This is a genomic window from Bradyrhizobium sp. GCM10028915 (assembly GCF_042666195.1).
GTDB classification, from domain to species: Bacteria; Pseudomonadota; Alphaproteobacteria; order Rhizobiales; family Xanthobacteraceae; genus Bradyrhizobium; species Bradyrhizobium canariense_D.
The window spans coordinates 122,404-142,249 of record NZ_JBHTFN010000012.1 but is presented as its reverse complement, the minus strand read 5'-3'; the positions used below and the strand labels follow the sequence as shown (position 1 = coordinate 142,249).

General features: G+C 65.1%; 22 protein-coding genes. 7 read left to right on the top strand and 15 right to left on the bottom strand.

What is annotated here, in order from left to right; genetic code table 11:
• Positions 1-49: 49 nt before the first annotated feature.
• Entirely contained in the window at positions 50-1,234 is a 1,185-nt protein-coding gene (locus ACFQX9_RS09790; RefSeq protein ID WP_018453259.1) for a DUF2125 domain-containing protein, read from the bottom strand.
• A gap of 110 nt (positions 1,235-1,344) precedes the next feature.
• Between ACFQX9_RS09790 and ACFQX9_RS09785 the strand changes: the two genes are divergently transcribed.
• A complete protein-coding gene (locus ACFQX9_RS09785; protein ID WP_018453258.1) occupies positions 1,345-1,956 on the top strand; it encodes a gamma-glutamylcyclotransferase in 612 nt (203 codons plus the stop codon).
• Here the strand turns inward: ACFQX9_RS09785 and ACFQX9_RS09780 are convergent.
• The 4 genes from ACFQX9_RS09780 to ftsE all read right to left on the bottom strand — a co-directional run bounded on the left by ACFQX9_RS09780 (position 1,953) and on the right by ftsE (position 5,362).
• Positions 1,953-2,726, bottom strand: a complete 774-nt coding sequence (locus ACFQX9_RS09780) for a 1-acyl-sn-glycerol-3-phosphate acyltransferase (RefSeq protein ID WP_085361285.1) — start codon at positions 2,724-2,726, stop codon at positions 1,953-1,955. The genes ACFQX9_RS09785 and ACFQX9_RS09780 overlap by 4 nt on opposite strands.
• Before the next feature lie 33 nt (positions 2,727-2,759).
• The gene (locus ACFQX9_RS09775; protein WP_018453256.1) at positions 2,760-3,464 is read right to left on the bottom strand and encodes a YdcF family protein; all 705 of its coding nucleotides are present in this window, start codon (positions 3,462-3,464) and stop codon (positions 2,760-2,762) included.
• Between the two features lie 277 nt (positions 3,465-3,741).
• The gene (locus tag ACFQX9_RS09770; protein ID WP_377788075.1) at positions 3,742-4,710 is read right to left on the bottom strand and encodes a cell division protein FtsX; all 969 of its coding nucleotides are present in this window, start codon (positions 4,708-4,710) and stop codon (positions 3,742-3,744) included.
• Positions 4,703-5,362 (bottom strand): cell division ATP-binding protein FtsE, encoded by a 660-nt coding sequence (gene ftsE / locus ACFQX9_RS09765; protein WP_008135325.1) that lies wholly within the window; start codon positions 5,360-5,362, stop codon positions 4,703-4,705. Before ftsE ends, ACFQX9_RS09770 begins: the two co-directional genes overlap by 8 nt.
• Positions 5,363-5,553: 191 nt before the next feature.
• Between ftsE and ACFQX9_RS09760 the strand changes: the two genes are divergently transcribed.
• Complete coding sequence (locus ACFQX9_RS09760) at positions 5,554-6,435, top strand: MJ0042-type zinc finger domain-containing protein (RefSeq protein ID WP_085385492.1); 882 nt, start codon at positions 5,554-5,556, stop codon at positions 6,433-6,435.
• A gap of 59 nt (positions 6,436-6,494) precedes the next feature.
• Complete coding sequence (locus ACFQX9_RS09755) at positions 6,495-6,869, top strand: response regulator (protein WP_018453253.1); 375 nt, start codon at positions 6,495-6,497, stop codon at positions 6,867-6,869.
• Between the two features lie 136 nt (positions 6,870-7,005).
• On the opposite strand, the gene ACFQX9_RS09750 is transcribed toward ACFQX9_RS09755, so the two are convergent.
• Positions 7,006-8,169 carry a DUF4175 family protein gene (locus ACFQX9_RS09750; RefSeq protein WP_085350740.1) on the bottom strand — a complete coding sequence of 388 codons (1,164 nt, stop codon included), beginning with the start codon at positions 8,167-8,169 and terminating at the stop codon, positions 7,006-7,008.
• Positions 8,157-10,103, bottom strand: coding sequence for a TIGR02302 family protein (locus ACFQX9_RS09745; RefSeq protein WP_377788069.1), 1,947 nt, complete (start codon positions 10,101-10,103; stop codon positions 8,157-8,159). The genes ACFQX9_RS09750 and ACFQX9_RS09745 overlap by 13 nt, the downstream gene beginning before the upstream one ends.
• A gap of 166 nt (positions 10,104-10,269) precedes the next feature.
• Here ACFQX9_RS09745 and ACFQX9_RS09740 point away from each other — a divergent pair, with 166 nt between their 5' ends.
• Both ACFQX9_RS09740 and ACFQX9_RS09735 read left to right on the top strand, forming a co-directional pair.
• Positions 10,270-10,653, top strand: a complete 384-nt coding sequence (locus ACFQX9_RS09740; RefSeq protein ID WP_377788066.1) for a carboxymuconolactone decarboxylase family protein — start codon at positions 10,270-10,272, stop codon at positions 10,651-10,653.
• A 217-nt stretch (positions 10,654-10,870) separates the two neighbouring features.
• Positions 10,871-11,767, top strand: a complete 897-nt coding sequence (locus ACFQX9_RS09735) for an NAD(P)-dependent oxidoreductase (protein ID WP_377788063.1) — start codon at positions 10,871-10,873, stop codon at positions 11,765-11,767.
• Between the two features lie 400 nt (positions 11,768-12,167).
• Here the strand turns inward: ACFQX9_RS09735 and ACFQX9_RS09730 are convergent, their stop codons facing one another.
• Entirely contained in the window at positions 12,168-12,494 is a 327-nt protein-coding gene (locus ACFQX9_RS09730; protein ID WP_018453248.1) for a DUF1330 domain-containing protein, read from the bottom strand.
• Between the two features lie 131 nt (positions 12,495-12,625).
• Positions 12,626-13,324 (bottom strand): winged helix-turn-helix transcriptional regulator, encoded by a 699-nt coding sequence (locus tag ACFQX9_RS09725; protein ID WP_377788058.1) that lies wholly within the window; start codon positions 13,322-13,324, stop codon positions 12,626-12,628.
• A gap of 182 nt (positions 13,325-13,506) precedes the next feature.
• Here ACFQX9_RS09725 and ACFQX9_RS09720 point away from each other — a divergent pair, with 182 nt between their 5' ends.
• Positions 13,507-14,025 carry an SRPBCC family protein gene (locus ACFQX9_RS09720; protein WP_026232494.1) on the top strand — a complete coding sequence of 173 codons (519 nt, stop codon included), beginning with the start codon at positions 13,507-13,509 and terminating at the stop codon, positions 14,023-14,025.
• Between the two features lie 56 nt (positions 14,026-14,081).
• On the opposite strand, the gene lysA is transcribed toward ACFQX9_RS09720, so the two are convergent.
• The 3 genes from lysA to argH form a co-directional block, all read right to left on the bottom strand.
• Positions 14,082-15,347, bottom strand: coding sequence for a diaminopimelate decarboxylase (gene lysA / locus ACFQX9_RS09715; protein WP_377788054.1), 1,266 nt, complete (start codon positions 15,345-15,347; stop codon positions 14,082-14,084).
• A 23-nt stretch (positions 15,348-15,370) separates the two neighbouring features.
• Positions 15,371-15,661, bottom strand: coding sequence for a lipoprotein (locus tag ACFQX9_RS09710; protein ID WP_007615309.1), 291 nt, complete (start codon positions 15,659-15,661; stop codon positions 15,371-15,373).
• 94 nt (positions 15,662-15,755) lie between these two features.
• Positions 15,756-17,153, bottom strand: a complete 1,398-nt coding sequence (gene argH / locus ACFQX9_RS09705; protein ID WP_377788050.1) for an argininosuccinate lyase — start codon at positions 17,151-17,153, stop codon at positions 15,756-15,758.
• 106 nt (positions 17,154-17,259) lie between these two features.
• Here argH and ACFQX9_RS09700 point away from each other — a divergent pair, with 106 nt between their 5' ends.
• A complete protein-coding gene (locus ACFQX9_RS09700; protein ID WP_377788047.1) occupies positions 17,260-17,949 on the top strand; it encodes a TlpA family protein disulfide reductase in 690 nt (229 codons plus the stop codon).
• Between the two features lie 10 nt (positions 17,950-17,959).
• Here the strand turns inward: ACFQX9_RS09700 and ACFQX9_RS09695 are convergent, their stop codons facing one another.
• From ACFQX9_RS09695 to ACFQX9_RS09685, 3 genes are all read right to left on the bottom strand, one after another.
• Entirely contained in the window at positions 17,960-18,154 is a 195-nt protein-coding gene (locus ACFQX9_RS09695; RefSeq protein WP_007597338.1) for a hypothetical protein, read from the bottom strand.
• Between the two features lie 215 nt (positions 18,155-18,369).
• Positions 18,370-19,251 carry a 3-hydroxybutyryl-CoA dehydrogenase gene (locus ACFQX9_RS09690; RefSeq protein WP_007597339.1) on the bottom strand — a complete coding sequence of 294 codons (882 nt, stop codon included), beginning with the start codon at positions 19,249-19,251 and terminating at the stop codon, positions 18,370-18,372.
• Between the two features lie 192 nt (positions 19,252-19,443).
• The coding region (locus ACFQX9_RS09685; RefSeq protein ID WP_377786610.1) for an electron transfer flavoprotein subunit alpha/FixB family protein at positions 19,444-19,846 on the bottom strand (403 nt) is incomplete at its 5' end.

Below are 19,846 nucleotides of genomic sequence, written 5' to 3'. Positions count from 1 at the left end.
GCATCAGACGGACCGAGCTGTCCGCCCGGCAGGTTTATGAATTCACGACCTAATACAGCGGCGGGATCTGGCCGACCTTGACCGGGCCGAGCAGCACGGCGCCGTCGACGAACTTCAGCGGGAAGCTGCGAGCCTTCTTGCCTTCCAGCGTGCTCTCGGTGCCGATCGAATTGATGCCGGCGGCAACGCCGGCATTGGCGTTCTGCTTGATGACCTTGCCGAGGCCGGGAACGGCACGGTCGAGCGCACCGAACAGATTGTTGAGGTCCTGCGACTTCACGCCGGGCGCGACGCGATCGAGGGTCGCCTGCGGCACCCCCTCCTGCAGCATCTTCTCGATGCCGAGCGCGGGGATCACGCGCTCCAGGCCCGTCACGGTCATCTGCAATTCGCCATCGAGGCGGCCGTTTGCCGAGAGCCCGAGCGTGCCGGCCGCAACCGCGATCATCTCGCCCTGCTGGATGCGGGACTGCACGATCTCGATATGGCCGCCGGCGGCCTGGATCTCGCGGAAGCGCTGCGGCCACGGCTTTGGCGTGAGATCGGACAGTCCGGTGATCTTCGCCCGCGTGTCGGCCTCGAACGGCTCGGCGAGCAGCGGATGAACGCCCTGGACGCTGCCCTGCGCGATCTGGAGCACGGTCTCGATCACGGGATGATCGGACGGAGATCCATCCGCAAGGCGTCCATGCAGCTCGACCTGTTTTGCGCGCGCGAGCGGCACCTGCATGCTGCCGTCGACACGATTGACGGTCGGCTCCTCGAACACGATGGAAGCGCGCTCCGGCACGGCGGGCAGGCCGACCACACTGCTGCGACCCTTGCTCCAGTTCACCACGAAGGTGCTCTGCGTGACGCCGTCAGTGAGCGTCGCGGGTGCGGTAAATTCGGCGATGACGCGCTTGGGATCGTAGACTTGGGCGACGACCAGGATGTTGTCGAGCTTCGCCGTGAACGGCGTCTTGCTGGCGTTCTGCGACACCAGGGCGACGCTGGCGCCCGAACACCGGACCTCGAAGCGGAAGGGGAAGCCCGCGATCGAGCGCTTGGCGCAATCATAGACGCGGCCGGATTTGGCCTCCTGCGCGCGCCAGGCATCGGCGGCGATTTCGGCCTGCGACGCCGCATAGAACCAGAAGCAGCTCCACGCCACCGCGAGGATCAGGAGGATGACAGGGGCGATGAAAAGGCCCCAGCGGGAGCGCCGGCGTGCGGCAACGGTCATATCGGACATGCGGCGACCCTTTGACCCCTGATTTTGTCAAATGTAAGCGAGGTTGGCGTGCTCCGAAAGGCGGAGAATTCGCTTCGCTTGGGAGCGCGGTTCTGGTAGCCGTGCCCGAAATGTCGGAAATCACCCTCCCCTCCGTCACCACAGCCAAAGGCGACCTCTGGGTGTTCGGCTACGGCTCGCTGATGTGGCGGCCGGGTTTCGAATTCGAGGAGCGCGTCCCCGCGCGGCTGGTCGGCGAGCACCGCGCGCTCTGTGTCTATTCCTTCGTCCACCGTGGCACGCCGGAGAAGCCGGGTCTGGTGCTCGGCCTCGACCGCGGCGGCGCCTGCCGCGGCATCGCCTTCCGCGTCGCCGAAAAGAACCGCGCCGACGTCGTCGCCTATCTGCGCGCGCGCGAGCAGGTGACGTCGGTCTATCGCGAAGTCATGCGCTCGGTGTGGCTGGAGAACGATGCGCGGCAGCGCGTCTCCGCGCTCGCCTATGTCGTCGACCGCGGCCATGTGCAATATGCCGGTCGGCTGTCGCTCACCGACCAGCATCGCCACGTGCTCCAGGGCCACGGCCAGTCCGGCGCCAACCGCGACTACGTGACTGCGACGGTGAAGGCGATCGAGGCCGAAGGCTTTCGCGATGCGCAGCTGCATCAGCTTGCCATGATGCTGCATGGTGATGCGCATTCTCCGCACGCGCCGGCTCCGGCGGACGATCGGGAAAACCGCTAGCTCTCCAACGGCGCATAGCTCGGCGCCGAGCCGATCAGCTGCTCCTGCTCCTTGCGGCCCGCTTCGACGAGGCGACCGGTCGCGTCTTCGATCACCGTTTGCACACGGGAGAGATACTCGTCCTTGGGCAAGCCCGGCGGCAGCGGATCGAGGAATTCCACCACCAGCGTGCCGGGATAGCGCATGAAGGTGCGGCGCGGCCAGAACAGGCCGGAATTGAGCGCGATCGGCAGGCACGGCGCGCCGCAGGACGAATAGATCTGCGCGAAGCCGCTCTTGTAGTCCGGTGGCGCGCCCGGGGCGCGGCGCGTGCCTTCGGGAAAGATCACGAGCTGCCCGCCGCTGCGCACCGCCTCCCGCGCCCGCCGCGTCATGTCCAGCAGCGCCTTGACGCCGGCATTGCGGTCGATCGCGATCATCCCGGTCTTGACCAGGAACTGGCCGAACACCGGGATCTGCATGAGCTGACGCTTGAGGATGAAAATCGGACGGTCGAAGAAGCCCGGCAAGACGAACGTCTCCCAGAACGACTGATGCTTCGCCACAACGACCAATGGTCCCCTCGGGATCTTTTCGAGGCCGCGGAATTCCACCTTGATGTTGCAGACAGCCCGCATCAGAAACAGCGTCGCCTTTGCCCACCATTGCGCGACCGTGAGCATGGCGCGCGGCGGCAATGCGAAGGTCGGCAGCGCCACGATCGCGAGGCACACCAGCACGGTGTAGAACAGCACGTTGAACACGAGCGATCGCAGGAAAATCAAGAACATCGAGGATCCGATCAATTGCCGATCAGTTGCCGATCAATTGGCCTGTGCGGTGGCGGGCCGCTTCGCCTGCAGCCCGGAAGGCTGCTCCGACATCTCGGGCGAAAGGTCAATCCCGAAATCCTCCAGCCGCACCCTGACCTCCGCCGCGATATACTTGACATATTCCGACAGCAGCAGCCGCAAAGTGGACGCCGAGGTCCACCACGGCTCGTCGCGCCATTTGTCGCCGACCACCACGAACGGGATCAGTGTCGCCTCCGGCATCGCATGCGAGAATTCCACCAGCGCGCGCGGCATATGATAGTTCGAGGTGACCACGATCAGCGATTTGAAGCCGCGTCCCGCGGCCCAGCGCCGCGCTTCCGCGGCATTGCCGCGGGTCGAGACCGCGGTGCGGTCGAGATCGACGCAGCAACGCATGAAAGACTGGTTCTCCGGCAGCGTCCGGGAGATGTCGCTCGCCGTCGAGGTCGGGTGTACGCCGGAGATCAGGAGCCTCCTGCCGTAGCCGGCAGCGAGCAGCTCCATCGCATCCGACACCCGCGAGGAGCCGCCGGTGAGCACCACGATGCCGTCCGCCTTGCGGTCCGGCGCGATCTCGGCGCCGCGCAATTGCGACAGAAACGCTATAAAGCCCGCCGCCGCGCCGACGAAGGCGAGCGCAATCGTCGACATCACGGCCGCGCGCAGCCACCCGCGCGGCAGTTTCGGCGATCGATCGGCGGTCGGCGCGCTCATGCGATGTCGGTGATCCCTTCCCAGAGGTGATTTTAGGACGTTTTGAGGCGAAGTGGAGTCCGGTTTGTCGGCCTCAAACTATGTGGCGAAGCGCTGGGGCCGCGAACCAGATTTCCCCTCTCCCCTTGTGGGAGAGGGTGGCTCGCCGCGATAGCGGCGAGACGGGTGAGGGGTATGTCTCCGCGAACTCGCCTCGACGTTCGTGCACGTGGATAGAACCCCTCATCCGGCGCTTCGCGCCACCTTCTCCCACAAGGGGAGAAGGAAGAAAACCATCTCAATCGACATCATTCAGCGTCGCGAACAGCGTCTGGCGCGAGGCGACCGCGGTGATGGCGCCGATCAGCACGGCCTGCACCGCGAGCACGATGTAGCCGGATGGCCGCAGCGAGAAGGTGCCGAGCAGCGCGGCGAACTGGTCGCCGACGGGAGTGCCCGAAAACCAGCCTGCAATCGACTCGGAGAAGCCGAACACCAGCATGGCGGCGCCGCCGCCGATCACGCCGCCCTCCAGCCCCAGCCTGAGGAAATGACGCAGGAAGCGGTTGGCGATGTAGCGGTCGCCGGCGCCGACGAAATGCAGCACCTCGACGATCGGACGGTTCGCCGCCATGGCGCCGCGGGTTGCGAACGACACCGAGATGATGGTGGCGACGATGACGAGCGCGAGGATGCCGAGACCGGCGAGCACGGTGGCGTTGGTCATCGAGCGCATGCGCTCGATCCAGGCGCGGTGATCGTCGACGCTCGCGCTTGGCGCCACCTGGGTCACGCGGGCGCGCAAGGCGCCGAGATCGATCGCCGTGCCGGGCTGCACGCGCGCGATGATCATGCGCGGGACCGGCAGATCGTCCATCGACAGCCCGGTGCCGAGCCAGGGCTCGAGTAGCTTGCCGCTCTCGTCCTTCGTGAACGGCTTGACCTCGACGATGCCGGCTTGCGCGCGCATGGCCTCGGTCACCGCCGCGGTGTCGCGTTCGAGATCGCGGCCCGTCTGCGGCCGGACCTGAATGGTGATCTCGCTCGCGACATCCGACTGCCATTCGGCGGCGGAGGCGCTCACCAGCAGCACCGTGCCGGTCGTCATCGAGGCCAGGAAGGTCATGATGGCGACAACGGCGACCAGCGCGCGGCCGTGGATCGAGGCGCGCGGCACGATCGGCGACATATTGCGCGCCCGGGCCGGAAGCGGCGGCCCCTCCTGCCCGAGATCGACCAGCACGCCGCGCTCGTCGGGCCTATTCATAGACGTGCAGCCGTCCCTGGTGCAGCACGAAGCGTCGCGCCTCGTACTGGTCCATCAGGGCGATATCGTGGGTGGCGATGATGACGGCGGTGCCTGACTTGTTGAGCTCGATGAACAGCCGCAGCAGGCGGCGGCCGAGCGTCGGATCGACGCTGCCGGTTGGCTCGTCGGCCAGCAGCAGCTGCGGCCGCGAGATCACGGCGCGCGCGATTGCCGCGCGCTGCTTTTCGCCGCCGGACAGGATCGGCGGCAGCGCGTCCATGCGCTCGCCGAGCCCAACCCATTTCAGGAGATCGATGACCTCCTTGCGGTAGCTCGATTCGCTGCGGCCCATCACGCGGAACGGCAGCGCCACGTTTTCATAGGTCGTCATGTGATCGAGCAGGCGGAAATCCTGGAGCACGATGCCGATGCGCTTGCGCAAGTCTGCGATCTCGTCCTTGCCGAGCTGCGAGATGTCGTGACCGAACAAGTTGACGAGCCCCCGCGTCGGGCGATGCGAGAGGAACAACAGGCGCAGCAACGAGGTCTTGCCGGCGCCGGACGGGCCGGTGAGGAACTGGAAGGAATGCGCCGGGATCTGGAAGTTGAGGTCGCGCAGGACCTCGGGCCCCAGGCCGTAACGCAATCCGACATTTTCGAACCGAACCAAGCTCAGCTCCGTTCGAGAGAGGCCGCGGGCCGCACGGCTGTGCTCCGCCACACGCGATCCGCGGGTTTTGCGGCCGTTATGGTTTCCGGTTCGTTAACGGTCGTCCTGTAGCATAATTGGTAGCATCTTTCCGTCTCGGTTCTCCACGACCGTGTCACGGTCAAGACTTGTCCATGCATCAAGGCTCGTCCATGCATATCGTCTGCCCTCATTGTACGACATCCTACGCCATCAAGCCCGCGAGCCTTGGGGCGAACGGCCGGACCGTGCGCTGTTCCCGTTGCAAGGAAACGTGGGTCGCCCATGCCGAGGATGCCATCGAGGAGGCATCTGTGCCGGCCATGGCCGCGGCCAGCCGGGCCGACGACCAGGCCGATCTCGCCGAGCAATGGAACTCCTATGCCCAGGACGACGGAGCCGCTGACGCGCCTGTCGTTGACAGCCCCTCGATCGCCAGCGACTGGCCGGACCAGGAAGCCGCCGACACCGAGGACGAATGGTCCGCGGCCGCCCGATCCGTTGAGGAGGAAGTCGGCGGCGAACAGCACCAGTCCTGGTTCCGTGGCCTGTTCGGCCGTCGCCGCGGCGCGCGAGTGCGCCGTCCGGTGGCCACGGCGGCCCCGCGAAAATCCCATTTCGGCCTGCCGACCGCCTGCGCCGCCATGGGCGCGCTGGTCCTGGCGCTGGTGATCTGGCGCGGAGACATGGTGCGGCTGCTGCCGCAGACGGCAGCCTTCTACAGGATGGTTGGCCTCGAAGTTAACCTGCGCGCACTCGCCTTCAAGGACGTCAAGCTCTCCAGCGAGACAGTAGACGGTAAGCAGGTGCTGGTGATCGAGGGCGTGATCGTGGGACAGGGCAAGAAGCCGCTCGACATTCCCCGCTTGCGCTTCGCAGTGCGCGACGCGCAAGGCGCGGAAATCTACGCCTGGAACGCCGTTCTGGAACAGACCGTGCTACAGCCCGGCGAGCGCGCCTTCTTCCGCTCGCGCCTGGCCTCGCCGCCGCCGGAGGGCCGCAATATCGACGTTCGCTTCTTCAACCGGCGCGACATCGCCGGCGGCAGCGTATAATCGATTTCGCAGGTCTCGCAGGCAAAGTTGGTGGCGAGATTGATCCCAAGGTTGGTCTCATGTCCAAGATCCTGATCGCCGACGACGAGGATTCGATGCGCCAGCTGGTGGCGCGCGCCATCGCCATGGACGGCCACGAGATCGTCACCGCGCAAGACGGCGCCGAGGCGCTGGAGATCCTCACGCGCGCGGACGGCAGGTTCGACCTGCTGCTCACCGACATCCAGATGCCGGTGATGGACGGCATCGCGCTGGCGCTTTCCGTCGCACGCGATTTCCCCGATTTGACCATTCTGCTGATGACCGGCTTTGCCGACCAGCGCGAGCGCGCCTCGAACCTCAATGCGCTGGTGCATGACGTCGTGACCAAGCCGTTCTCGGTCGCCGACATCCGCACGGCGGTGGCGGACGCGCTGGCGGCGAAGAAGGGGTAGCGGCGTCGGGGCGCCACGTATTCCGCTGTCATGCCCCGGCTTGACCGGGGCATCCAGTACGCCGCAGCCTCTCGATTGAATCACAACCGTCTCGGAGTACTGGATCGCCCGGTCAAGCCGGGCGATGACAGAGAACTCAAAAATCCTTCAGCAGCCGCTCGATGTAATCGAGCTCGATCTGCGGGCGCGAGCTGTCCCCCAAGCGGCGGCGGAGCTCCTCGAGGATGCGGCGGACGCGCTGGGCGTCGATCTCGCCGGGGATCTTGACCGTGTAGTCGTCGCTCAGATCGCGGCCGTGAAGTGGGCGACCGAGCGGATCGGTCTGATTGCCGCCGCTCTGCTGACGACCGGGCCGGTTGCCGGGGCCATCGCCCTGCCCGTCGCCATCGCCCTGCTGCATCGCCTCGGCCATCTTCTGCGCGCCCTTGCGCAAGGCCTCGAGAGCTTTCCCCTGCGAGTCCACGGCACCATCCGAATTGCCTTCGCCGAGCTGCGAGCCGGCATCGCCCATGGCCCCGTCGGCGGCGTCCAGACTGCCGTCGTCATCGCCCTGGTCACCGTCCTGATCGCCATCCTGGCCCGGCTGTCCCTGCTCGCCCTGCTGACCCTTTTGCCCCTTCTGGCCCTGGCTCTTCTGGCCCTTTTGCCCCTTCTGCGTGAGGCCGCGCTTGGCGAGCTCGTCCTGCAGCTTCTTCAGGCGGTCGCGCAGCGACTGCTGATCCTGCTGGAGATCCGACATCGACTGGTCGCCCTGCTGCTTGCCGCGCGAGCGCTCACGCCGGGAATCCTGCCCCTGCTTGAAAGTCTTGTCGCGCAATTGCTGCTGCTTGCGGATCATGTCGCTGAGCTCGTTGAGCGCCTGCTCCATGTCGCTGTCGCCGGATTGCCCGGGCTGCGCCATCTGGAGGTTTTCCATGATCTGCGCGAGCTGCTCGAGCAGGCGCTGGGCCGCCTCGCGATTGCCTTCCTTCGCGGCCTTCTCGATCTGCTTCAACAGCTCGTCGAGATCGCGCTGCGTGATGACGGAACGATCGCGATTGGAGGATTGGCTCTTTTCCGTCGCGCGCTTGTAGTCCTCGAGCTTCTGAATCGCATCGGATTGATTGTTCAGGCTTCGTCCGGACTCCTTTTGCCTGAGGCTGTCGCCGGACTCCTGCATCGCCTTTTCCGCGCTATCGAGCAGCGCATCGGGATCCTGGTCCTGCTGGGCCGAGACGGCAGCGGGGAAGCCTCCCAGGAGGAGGGCAAGACAGGCGATCGAGATCGCCTTCACGACTGGCACGCGCGCTAGCTTCCGCATTTCCGGTCCCGCGTAAACTGATTGGCGCCGTCCTCGCCCCCCTTCGCCCGGCTGTTCGCCGACTTCCGATAGGCCTGCAGCTGCTGGCGCAAGACGTCCTGCTGCTGCGCCAGCTCTTCGAGCTGCTCGGGCTTGGCATGCTGGGTCTTCTGTCGCAGCTCGACCGCCTTGTCGAGGATGAGCTGAACCTCTGCCGGGAAAGGCTGCCGGGGTCCAAGCGGATTCTGCTCGGCGCGCCGGGCGAGATCGCGCACCTTGCCGGCCATCGCCTCGCGAAGCTTTTGCGTCAGCGCTTTGATCTCGTCCTCGCTGGCGCCGCGTTCCAGCGCCCGCTTGAGCGCGTCCTGAGCCGAGCGCAGCGCGGCGTTGACGCTGCCGGCGACACCGTCGTCCTCGATGGTGACCACGAACGCCCACATGCTTCCCACTACATCGCGCAGCGCGTCGTCGGTGCGGGCGGCTTCCAGCTGCAGCGCCAGACTGCGCAGGCCGAGATAGCAGCCCGCATCCGGCGTGAACAATTCGGGTGCGATCATCAGCGCGTCGAGCGCGGCGTAGACATCCGAATTCTTGTTGGCGTCGAGCGCCAGGATGCGGCGCTGCTCGACCAGCGCGCGCGCGAGCGAGTTGGTGAACAGCCGCTCGGGCAGGCGCATGTTGAAGGGCTCGCTCTTGGCCTCGTTGCCGGCCTCGTCCTTGGCGGTGAGGGTCAGCGTGACATCGGCACCGGCATAGGGATCCTCGCTGAGGTCCTTCACCGTCTGACCGACGCCGTTGCGGGTGCGCGCATTCGGCAGCACGAGCGGGAATTGCGGCGGCTGGAATAGCGGCCGCGCGGCGGCCTTGGTGTCGGCCTCCTTGCTGCCATCCTTGACACCATCTTTGGTATCGGCGGCACGCAGGCCGATTTGCGCATCGGCGCCGGTGACGCCGTAATCGTCCTCGATCTTGTAGGTGAGCTGGAGTCCGCCACGGGCCTGGCGCTCGGGATCCTTGGCCAGCGCGATCGTCGGCGCGCGGTCCGGCGTTGCCGCAAACGCCCATTGCGGCTGGCCGGAGGGCGCGCGGACATGCGCGGTGCCGTCGCCGCTGATGGCAAAATGCTTCTCGTTGGTGCCCTTGGGGGCGGCTTCGGTGGGCGCTACTTCCTTGAGGCCGCCGGAGACGACAACATCAAGGCTGCCGCCGGAGGAGCGAACGATCAGGGTCGCGCCGGCGGGAACGGCAAGCGGGCCGCTGGCCGGCAGCACGGCGGCCTCCTTGTTCGCGGCCGACAGAATGACCGGCGGCTTGCCGGTGTAGAGCGGCGGCGTGACCCAGGCATCGACGCGAACATTCGTCGGGGCCAGCACGCCGTTCCAGTGGAAGGCGGCCCCGAGCCGCATCGCACGCTCGTCGCCGGCGGCGAAGAAGGTCGCAACCAACATCACCATGACCAGCGCGCGCAGCGCCCAGGGATCATGCAGAGCGAGCCGGGGCTTCGGCAGACCGGCGCGGATGCGCTTGATCGAAGCCAGCTTGCGCTCACGCTGCGCCCGCCACAAGGCCTGCGCAACCGGGTCCTGCGAGCTCAGCGTGTCCGTCAGCGTGGTGGCCGGCCGGTGACGGATGCCGGAGCCGCGGTCGAGTCGGGCCAGCGCCTCCTCGCGGCTCGGCCAGCGGAAGCGACTCAACGGGAACAGGGTGACAATCGCGACGCCGGCGAAAACGACGAGACCGATGGCGCGGGCAATAGACGGCAGCGCCAGCCAGAGGCCGGCCCAGGACACCACCAGGAACAGACCGACGACGGTGAGAAGCCGCGCCAAATTTGGCCAGGCACGCTCCCACGCGATGGCATAAGTGGCCCGCTGCAGGGCTTGCGCCAGCTTCAGCCGCGACAGAGCGTCGCCATCGCGGATCGGGTCTGACGGGTCGGGGGTGACGCCGTTCAATCAACTCTCCAGGTTGCCCGGTAGAGAAGCGTACCACAACGGCAGCACTGAGGCATCCGTTCCTGTACGGGAGACGCCCCTTTTCCCGCATAACACGAGGACGTGACTGGCCCGCCGCAACCCCGTAATTTCCGCGCCGACAGCCAAGGAAAACAAAGGAAACACCATGGACAAGAAGATGCACGACAAGGGCCTGGAAGTCCGCAAAGCAGTGTTGGGCGAGGCCTATGTCAACAACGCCCTGAAGACCGTCGACGACTTCAACCGTCCGTTCCAGGAGATGCTCAACGAATATTGCTGGGGCACGGTGTGGGGCCGCGAGGAGCTGCCGCGCAAGACCCGCAGCATGCTCAACATCGCGATGATCGCGATCCTCAATCGTCAGCACGAATTCCGCGCGCATCTGAAGGGTGCACTCACAAACGGCGTCAGCCGCGACGAGATCCGCGAGATCCTGATGCAGGTCGCAATCTATGGCGGCATGCCGGCCGCGGTTGACAGTTTTCGAATCGCGCGCGAGATGTTCGCGGAGATCGACGGCAAGGCGTGAGGGGTGCCGTCGTGAAGGACGGGGACGCGACGTCCCCATGTCGTCCTGGCGAAAGCCGGACCCATAGCCACTGGCAGGTGTGGTTACGGGCACTCGGAGTTGCCACTTCGCGCCAAAACGTCTCCCTGGGGTAATGGGTCCTGGCTTTCGCCAGGAAGACACCGAGGATGGATACGGGCCGATCAACAACAACGAATACTCACCACAAGGAAACACCATGGACATCGGATTCATCGGCCTCGGAAATATGGGTTTCCCGATGGCACGGCGGCTGATCGAGGCCGGCCACCGGCTCGTCGTATTCGACACGCGCCAGGAGGTCGTCGACAAGCTGGTGGCGCGCGGCGCCACTGCGGCGACGTCGCCGAAGGACGTCGCCGACCAGGTCGAGACCGTCATGGCGAGCCTGCCTTCGCTGCAGGCTTCGCTCGCGGTTGCGACGGGGCCGAACGGCGTGATCGAGGGAAGCCGCGTCAAACGCTTCGTCGATCTCTCCACCGTCGGCTCAGCGATGGCGGTGAAGATTCACGGCCTGCTCGCCAAGCATGACATCGTGCAGATCGACTGCCCAGTTTCCGGCGGCGTCGGCGGCGCCGAGAAAGGCACTCTCGCGGTAATGGTCTCGGGGCCGAAGACCGAGTTCGAGCTGCTCAAGCCCGCGCTCAACGTCATCGGGAAAGTGTTCTTCATTGGCGAGAAGCCCGGCGCGGCGCAGACCATGAAGCTCGCCAACAACTTCTTGTCGGCCACCGCGATCGTGGCGACCTCGGAAGCGGTGGTGATGGGCGTCAAGGCGGGGCTCGATCCCGCCGTGATGATCGACGTCATCAATGCCGGCTCCGGCATGAACACCGCGAGCCGCGACAAGTTTCCGCGCTCGGTGCTGCCGCGCAGCTTCGACTTCGGCTTCGCCACGGGATTGATGGTGAAGGACGTGCGGCTGGCGCTGGAGGAGATGAAGCAGCTCGGCCTGTCGATGGAGGTCGCGGAGGCGGTCGGCCGGTTGTGGGAGACGGTCATCAGCGCGGAAGGCGCCGAGTCCGATTTCACCGCGGCGATCAAGCCGATCGAGAAGAGGGCGGGCGTCGTGGTTGGCGGCAGGCCACCCGGCTAGCGCCAACACGACAGCGCAGCGCCGACGACCGGCGCTGCGCTGTCCTCCTTGGATCGATCTGCTACGAGCGGCGTCTGCCAAGTTCCGGAAGGTCGATCGGCTGCCCCAGTTGCAGGGAGGCCGAGCCCCCGCTGCATTTGATATACTTCTCGTCGCACCTGCGCATGCACCGTCTCTCGCTCGAGCATTTCGCAGAGGTATTGTTGCAGCTGACCCACGTAATGTCGCACCGTGTGACTCGGGCCGACGCGACGCCGGAGAGTCCGAGCACGAAGGCCACGCTGCAAGCTACGAAAAGCATGCGAAGCAGGCCGGCGCCGGCGAGTGAATCGTTCATTCGATCTCCTGTGTTGGCCGGGCACGTCTGCGCCTGCGGCCGGGTTTTTGACGAAGACGCAGTTCAAGCCTTGGCGAGATAGGGGATCGTGCCGGCCAAGTCCGTATCGTCGATCAACTGGAAGCGGCTCTCGCTGCCGCCCCTGCGCGCTGCCGCGAATCGGCCGTAGGCGGGATCAGTAACGAAGGACTCCGCCGCTTTCGCCGTGGGAAAAGACATGATCGCGATCAGCGATGTGTCGAGAGGGGCACCTTCAAGAGTTTTCACATTGCCGCTGCGGGAAAGATACTTGCCGCCATGCTTGTGCACCAGCTCGTGGACGGACGCGGCGTAGTCCGGCACCCACTTTCCGTCAGTCACTTTGATGTCCGCGATCAGATACGCTGTCATGTCGTGTCTCCTGGCTCGAGTTCAGCTCCGCGTTGAAGGGCGGGCATCACTTGGTGCCAGAACACGGCGCGGACTTGCCAGTACGGGAACTGTAGCGGGGCGATACAAATACTGAATTGCGCCGCCCTGGATCAGCTCGCCAGCTTGCGTTCCTTGGCGAACGGGCTAAGGCCGAGCCAACTTTGCATGGCCGCGGCAAGCTGCCGATCGCCGGTGAGCAGCATCCGCCGGCTTGCGGCGGCCGCCCGCACGGTATCGAGTCCCATCCAGATCGCCGTCATGGTGCGCAGATCAACCGACACGTAAAGGTCAACGTCGAAACCGGGATCAATCGAGCAGAGGTCGACACTGTCGTCGGGATCGACGATCAGCCACCACAATCGCTGCGTCGAAGGTAATTCCGGATACGCGAACTGCAGCACGCTGCGGCGGGTCGGCATCGGCGTCGTGTTCAAATTCCGCCGCATGTCCCACATCAACAGCTGGACATCGAGATGCTGAAGCGACAGATCCGACTCGATGCGGCGCTGGCCCCAGATGCCGAACGCCTCGACGATGGGGCCGAGTTCGCGTCCGGAAGCGGTCAGCTGATACTCGATCACGCCGCGCTCGGAAGCCGACGGCTGGCGGATGATGATGCCTGCAGCTTCGAGTTCCTTGAGGCGCTGGGAAAGCAGCGCAGGCGACATGCGGGGAACGCCGCGGCGCAACTCGTTGAACCGGGTCGAGCCGGCGACGAGTTCACGTAGCAGCACGACGGTCCAGCGCGTGCACAATATCTCGGCCGCCATCGCGACCGGACAGAACTGCCTGTAGCTGCCGATGGTCATGCGGGCCTCCGTGACAAGCGAAGGCGCAACCTTAGGGCCGCGGCGCGCGGCTTCCTAGTTCAGTTTCTGTATCAGCAGCGATTCATTCTCTGAACTGGCCGCGGACCGTGGTGAGCGTCTATTCGACCGGCATTGGCAAGCCGGCCGCCGCAATCGCGGCCCGCCGGACACAGGAGATTACCATGAAGAAATACGATTCAACGGCTTCCAGATTGCTCGTTTCGGTTCGCAGCGCCGCGATTTGCACCCTCGGCCTGGGCGTCGGCGTCATGCCGGCGTCCGCAGCCAATCTGACGAGGAGCATCGAGGTCAGCAGTGCTGCGGCCGAGGTGTGGTCCGTCATCGGGCCGTTCTGCGCGATCAAGGATTGGCTGCCGCCGGTGGGGCAGTGCATTGCGGACGGCAAGTCGCCGCCAACCCGGACGCTCGTCACCAGGGACGGCAAGGCCTCGTTCGTGGAGACGCAGACTGCGCGGAACGACAAAGACTACAGCTATTCCTACGCGTTCCTGTCGAGCCCACTGCCGGTGAGCCAGTACAAGTCGACCATCAAGGTCACGGCAAAGGGTGAAGGCGCATCGGTGGTGACATGGACCGGCATCTACACGCCCGACCCGGGGCGGGAGAAGGAAGCGGTCGATGCCCTCGGCGGCGTCTATGATTCCGGCCTCGCAGCAATCAGGGACCGGTTCAAGAAGTAGGGTCAATGCAGCGATGGGCGCAGCGCTAGCTGCGCTCATCGTGGACAATCACAGCCTCATAGCCACGGCGCCGGCGTATCCATCGCGATCAATTGCTCGACCTCGATGCGCGGACGCACGACCGCGTACTGGTCGCCCTTCACCAGCACTTCGGGCACCAGCGGCCGCGTATTGTAGGTGCCGGCCTGCACTGCGCCGTAGGCGCCGGCGGTCATGATGGCGATGAGGTCGCCGGGCTTTGGCGTCGGTAGCGTGCGATCGAGTGCGAGATAGTCGCCGGTCTCGCAGACCGGGCCGACGATGTCGGCCACGATGGTCGCGGCCCCCGTCGCAGGCTGCGTCACCGGCAGAATGTCGTGATGGGCCTCGTACAGCGTCGGGCGGATCAGATCGTTCATGGCGGCGTCGATGATGACGAAATTCTTGCCGTCACCGTGCTTCACATAGATCACCTTGGCGACCAGGATGCCGGCATTGCCGACGATCATGCGGCCCGGTTCGAACATCAGCGTGCAGCCGAGATTGTGGCTGACGCGCTTGACCATCGCGGCATAGGCGTCGGGCGCCGGCGGCGCCTCGCGGTCCATGTAATAGGGAATGCCGAGACCGCCGCCGAAATCGACATGCGAGATGTTGTGGCCGTCGGCACGCAGCGTCTGCACGAATTCGGAGAGGATGCGGAACGCGATCTCCATCTTGGAGAGGTCGGTGATCTGGCTGCCGATATGCACGTCGGTGCCTGTGACCTCGATGCCCGGCAGCTTCGCGGCGCGGGCATAGACCTCGCGGGCATGCGCGATCGGGATGCCGAACTTGTTCTCGGACTTGCCGGTCGAAATCTTCGCATGCGTGCCGGCATCGACGTCAGGATTGACACGGATCGAGATCCGCGCGGTCTTCCCGGTCTCGGTCGCAAGGCGCGACAGCAGCTCGAGCTCGGGCTCGGATTCGACATTGAGGCAGAGGATGTCGGCCGCCAGCGCAGCGCGCAGCTCGGCTTCCGTCTTGCCGACGCCGGAGAACAGGATCTTGCTTGCTGGAATGCCGGCGGCCAGCGCGCGCTTCAATTCGCCGCCGGACACCACGTCCGCGCCGGCGCCGAGCCTGGCCAGCGTGCGCAGCACCGACTGGTTGGAATTTGCCTTCATGGCGTAGCAGACCAGCACCTTCTCGCCCGCGAAGGCGTCGGTGAAAACGCGATAGTGCCGCTCGAGCGTCGCGGTCGAATAGCAATAGAACGGCGTGCCGACGGTTGCAGCCAGCTCGGACAGGTTCACCGCCTCGGCGTGCAGCACGCCGTTGCGATAGTCAAAATGATTCATGGCGTTGGCTCAGTTGCCCCAGCCTATCGGCTGGGTCTTTCGTCCAGGAGCGGGTCGAGGATAAACGGTTTCTTCCTGCCCTTGGTCGCCGCCGGTGCGGCGTCCGCGCCATAGGTGGGATTGAACACGCTCGGCGTCTTCTGGGCTTCGGTCTCGGTATCGGTCGGCGGCGCGACGTTGGCCGTTGACGCGCTGGAGGCGGTCGGCGGCAGATCCAGCGGGCCCTTGCGGCCACAGCCGGCAAGCGCGAGCGCCGTCAGGCTCAAGACAATGATGGCCCACCCCGAGCCGGCCGGGCGAAACTTTGACGTCACGACGAAATCCCCACTACGCGCGGCGCACCATACAGAGATTGGCGCGCTCTGGCGAGACCCGGATGACCATGAAACATAAGCGAAATTTTGCCCCTCAGCCCAATTTTCGCTCTTTTTCCAGCCGCTTCAGCCAGGCCTTGGCCTGCGATGCCACGTTCTTCGGCGCGGTACCGCCGAAACTGGTCCGGCTCTTCACCGACGATTCGACCGAGAGCACGCCAAGCACGTCTTTCGTGATCTTCGCTTCGATTGCCTGCATCTCCCTCAGCGGCAGCTCGTGCAGCGCCACGCCGTCCTCGGCGGCTTTCGCGACGATGCGGCCGGTGACGTGATGGGCCTCGCGGAACGGCATCTTCAGCGTCCGCACCAGCCAGTCGGCAAGATCGGTCGCGGTGGCGTAGCCCTCGCCTGCAGCAAGCTTCATCTTCGCTTCATCAGGCACGAGATCTCGGACCATGCCGGTCATGGCGCGGATCGCGAGCGACAGCGCGGCGAAGCCTTCCATGGCGCCCTGCTTGTCCTCCTGCATGTCCTTTTGATAGGCGAGCGGCAGGCCCTTCATGACGATCAGCAGCCCATTGAGCGCGCCGATGACGCGGCCGGTCTTGGCGCGCACCAGCTCGGCGGCGTCAGGATTGCGCTTCTGCGGCATGATCGAGGATCCCGTGGTGAACTTGTCGCTGAGGCGGATCATGCCGACCAGCGGCGAGGTCCAGATCACGATCTCCTCGGCAAAGCGCGACATGTGCACGGCGCAGATCGAGGCCGCCGACAGCGTCTCCAGCACGAAGTCGCGATCGGAGACCGCATCGAGCGAGTTCGCCATCGGACGCTCAAAACCGAGCGCCTTCGCCGTGGCGTGACGGTCGATCGGGAACGAGGTACCGGCGAGCGCTGCAGCTCCGAGCGGGGACTCATTCAGCCGCTTGCGCGCGTCCTGGAAACGGCCGCGATCGCGCGCGGCCATCTCGACATAGGCGAGCAGATGGTGGCCGAAGGTCACCGGCTGCGCGGTCTGCAGATGCGTGAAGCCCGGCATGACCGTTCCGGCGTGCTCCAGCGCGCGCTCGACCAGCGCCTGCTGGAACGCGGCGAGCGAGGCGTCGGTCTCATCGAGGACATCGCGGACATAGAGACGGAAATCGGTCGCGACCTGGTCGTTACGCGAGCGCGCGGTGTGCAAGCGGCCGGCGGCAGGGCCGATCAGCTCGGACAGGCGGCTCTCGACATTCATGTGAATGTCCTCGAGCGCGCGCTTGAATTCGAAGGCGCCCTCGCCGATCTCTGACAAAATCGTGTCTAGACCCTTGCCGATATTTCTCGCATCAGAGGCCGTGATGATGCCCTGCGCGGCCAGCATCGCGGCGTGGGCCTTGGACGCGGCAATGTCCTGGGCAAAGAGGTGACGATCGACGTCGATGGAGACGTTGATCTCTTCCATGATCTCGTCGGGACGTTCCGAGAACCGGCCGCCCCACATCTTGTTGCTCATGATCCCCTGCTCACGCCTTGCCTGTGGCCGCCGCATGTTTGCTGACGGCTGCCAGCCGTATTAAGAGGCCTCTGATAGCCATATCTGCGACCGGATGACAAACGATATGCTCGACCCCAACGACAGGCTCGACCAAAGGACAGCACGGTCGGCCACGCGCCGTATCCCCGTGGTCATCGCCACCGTGGTGGTCGGGGGCCTGGCTGGCTTTGCCGCGCTGTACGGGCTGGGCCTAGGCCGGGCCCCCTCCGGCGATCCCGCCTGCCGGGCGGCGGTGAACACCGCACAGAGGATCGCCCCACTTGCCCATGGCGAGGTGGCGGCGCTGACCATGGCGACCGCACCGCTAAAGCTGCCGGACCTGGCCTTCGAGGACGCCGACGGCAGGCCGAAGAAGCTGTCGGATTTCCGCGGCAAGACGCTGCTGGTGAACCTCTGGGCCACCTGGTGCGTGCCCTGCCGCAAGGAAATGCCGGCGTTGGACGAGCTCCAGGGCAAACTTTCGGGCCCGAATTTCGAGGTGGTGGCGATCAATATCGACACCCGCGCCCCCGAGAAGCCCAAGACGTTTCTGAAAGAGGCTAATCTTATCAGGCTCGGCTATTTCAGCGATCAGAAAGCCAAGGTTTTTCAGGATCTTAAGGCGATAGGCCGGGCCGTGGGCATGCCCACCTCGGTGCTGGTCGATCCTCAAGGCTGCGAGATCGCGACGATCGCGGGGCCGGCGGAATGGGCGAGCGAGGATGCGCTCAAGCTGATCCGGGCTGCGACGGGCAAAGCCGCCGCGTCGTTCTAAGCGATGATGTTTAGGCGGTGACGTTGATATTGCCGCCGACGCCGGCGCCGACATTGGCGAGCGATGGCTGTCCGGCGCCGAGCAGCGTCAGGACGGTGGATTTCTCCGCATCCGCGTTCTGCTTCATCAGCGTCGCCGAGATATTCGACTGCAGCGCGCCTTGCTGAGAGGCCAGCATGCTGCTGACCATCGCCATCATGTCCATTACGCAAACCCTCGTACCGCGCGTAACCTAGAGGCGAGCGGTTAACGCGACATGAATTGTCACGAAGCGCCGCAGGGTAGGCTTCGTCCGTGTCCAGGACGCGGCGCGGCACGAAGTGACGCACGGCGGAGCCGGGACCCATGCTTCAGTGTGCGCGCGGCCTTTGGGCCCCGGCTCTGCAGCGCTTCGCGCTGCCTCCGGGGCACAAAACAGCTTTATCGCGTCGGAACCGGCTTGGCGCCGCGATAGTCGTAGAAGCCGCGCTGGGTCTTGCGACCAAGCCACCCCGCCTCGACGTATTTCACCAGCAGCGGGCACGGGCGGTACTTGGAGTCGGCGAGGCCCTCATGCAGCACCTGCATGATCGACAGGCAGGTATCGAGGCCGATGAAATCAGCGAGCTCCAGCGGGCCCATCGGATGGTGCGCGCCGAGCTTCATCGCCGCGTCGATCGCCTCGACGTTGCCCACGCCTTCGTACAGCGTGTAAATCGCCTCGTTGATCATCGGCAGTAGGATGCGGTTGACGATGAAGGCCGGGAAATCCTCGGAGACCGCGACCTGTTTGCCGAGCTTGCCTACGAATTCCTTTGACGCCTCGAAGGTCTGGTCGTCGGTGGCGATGCCGCGGATCAGCTCCACCAGTTCCATCAACGGCACCGGATTCATAAAGTGAATGCCGATGAAGCGTTCGGGCCGGTCAGTGGCGGCGGCCAGCCGCGTGATCGAGATCGAGGAAGTATCGGAAGCGACGATCGCCTCGGGCTTCAACACAGCGCAGAGATCGTGAAAAATCTTGCGCTTGACCTCTTCCTTCTCGACGGCGGTCTCGATCACGAGATCGCAGTCCGCGAGATCGTCCAGCTTCTCGCCGGCTACGATACGCGCCATCGCCTTGGCTTTGTCGTCCTCGCTGACGGCCTTCTTGGAGACCTGGCGCGTCAAATTGCCGTTGATCGTGGCCATGCCTGACTTGAGGCGGTCGGTCGAAATATCGTTGAGCACCACGTCGAAGCCGGCCAACGCAGCGACATGCGCGATGCCATTGCCCATCTGCCCCGCGCCGATCACGCCGACCTTCTTGATTACTGCCGCCATAATGTCATCCACCGGAACGGCGCGCTATCAACCGCGCCTGCCTATCCCCCTGAGCCGGGAGGTCTGATTTAATCAGAACCCGGCCTCGAAACCTAGATTGGATCGCTTCGAAGGCGTGTCCCGCGCCAAAGAAAACGCCTCAAAAAGCAACACCGGCCGGAGTTTATAGCTCCGGCCGGTGTTTAGCGCGTTTTACTTGCCGAGCTTGCCGAGTTCGGCCGTCAGCTCCGGAACCGCTTGGTAGAGGTCGGCGACCAGGCCGTAATCAGCGACCTGGAAGATCGGCGCGTCCTCGTCCTTGTTGATCGCGACGATCACTTTGGAGTCCTTCATGCCGGCCAGATGCTGGATCGCGCCGGAAATGCCGACCGCGACATAGAGCTCGGGGGCCACGACCTTGCCGGTCTGGCCGACCTGCCAGTCGTTCGGCGCATAGCCCGCATCCACCGCCGCACGCGAAGCGCCGACACCGGCGCCAAGTTTATCGGCGAGCGGCTCGATGTACTTTGCGAAGTTCTCGCGGCTCTGCATGGCGCGGCCACCGGAGACGATGATCTTGGCCGAGGTCAGCTCGGGACGGTCACTCTTCGCGACC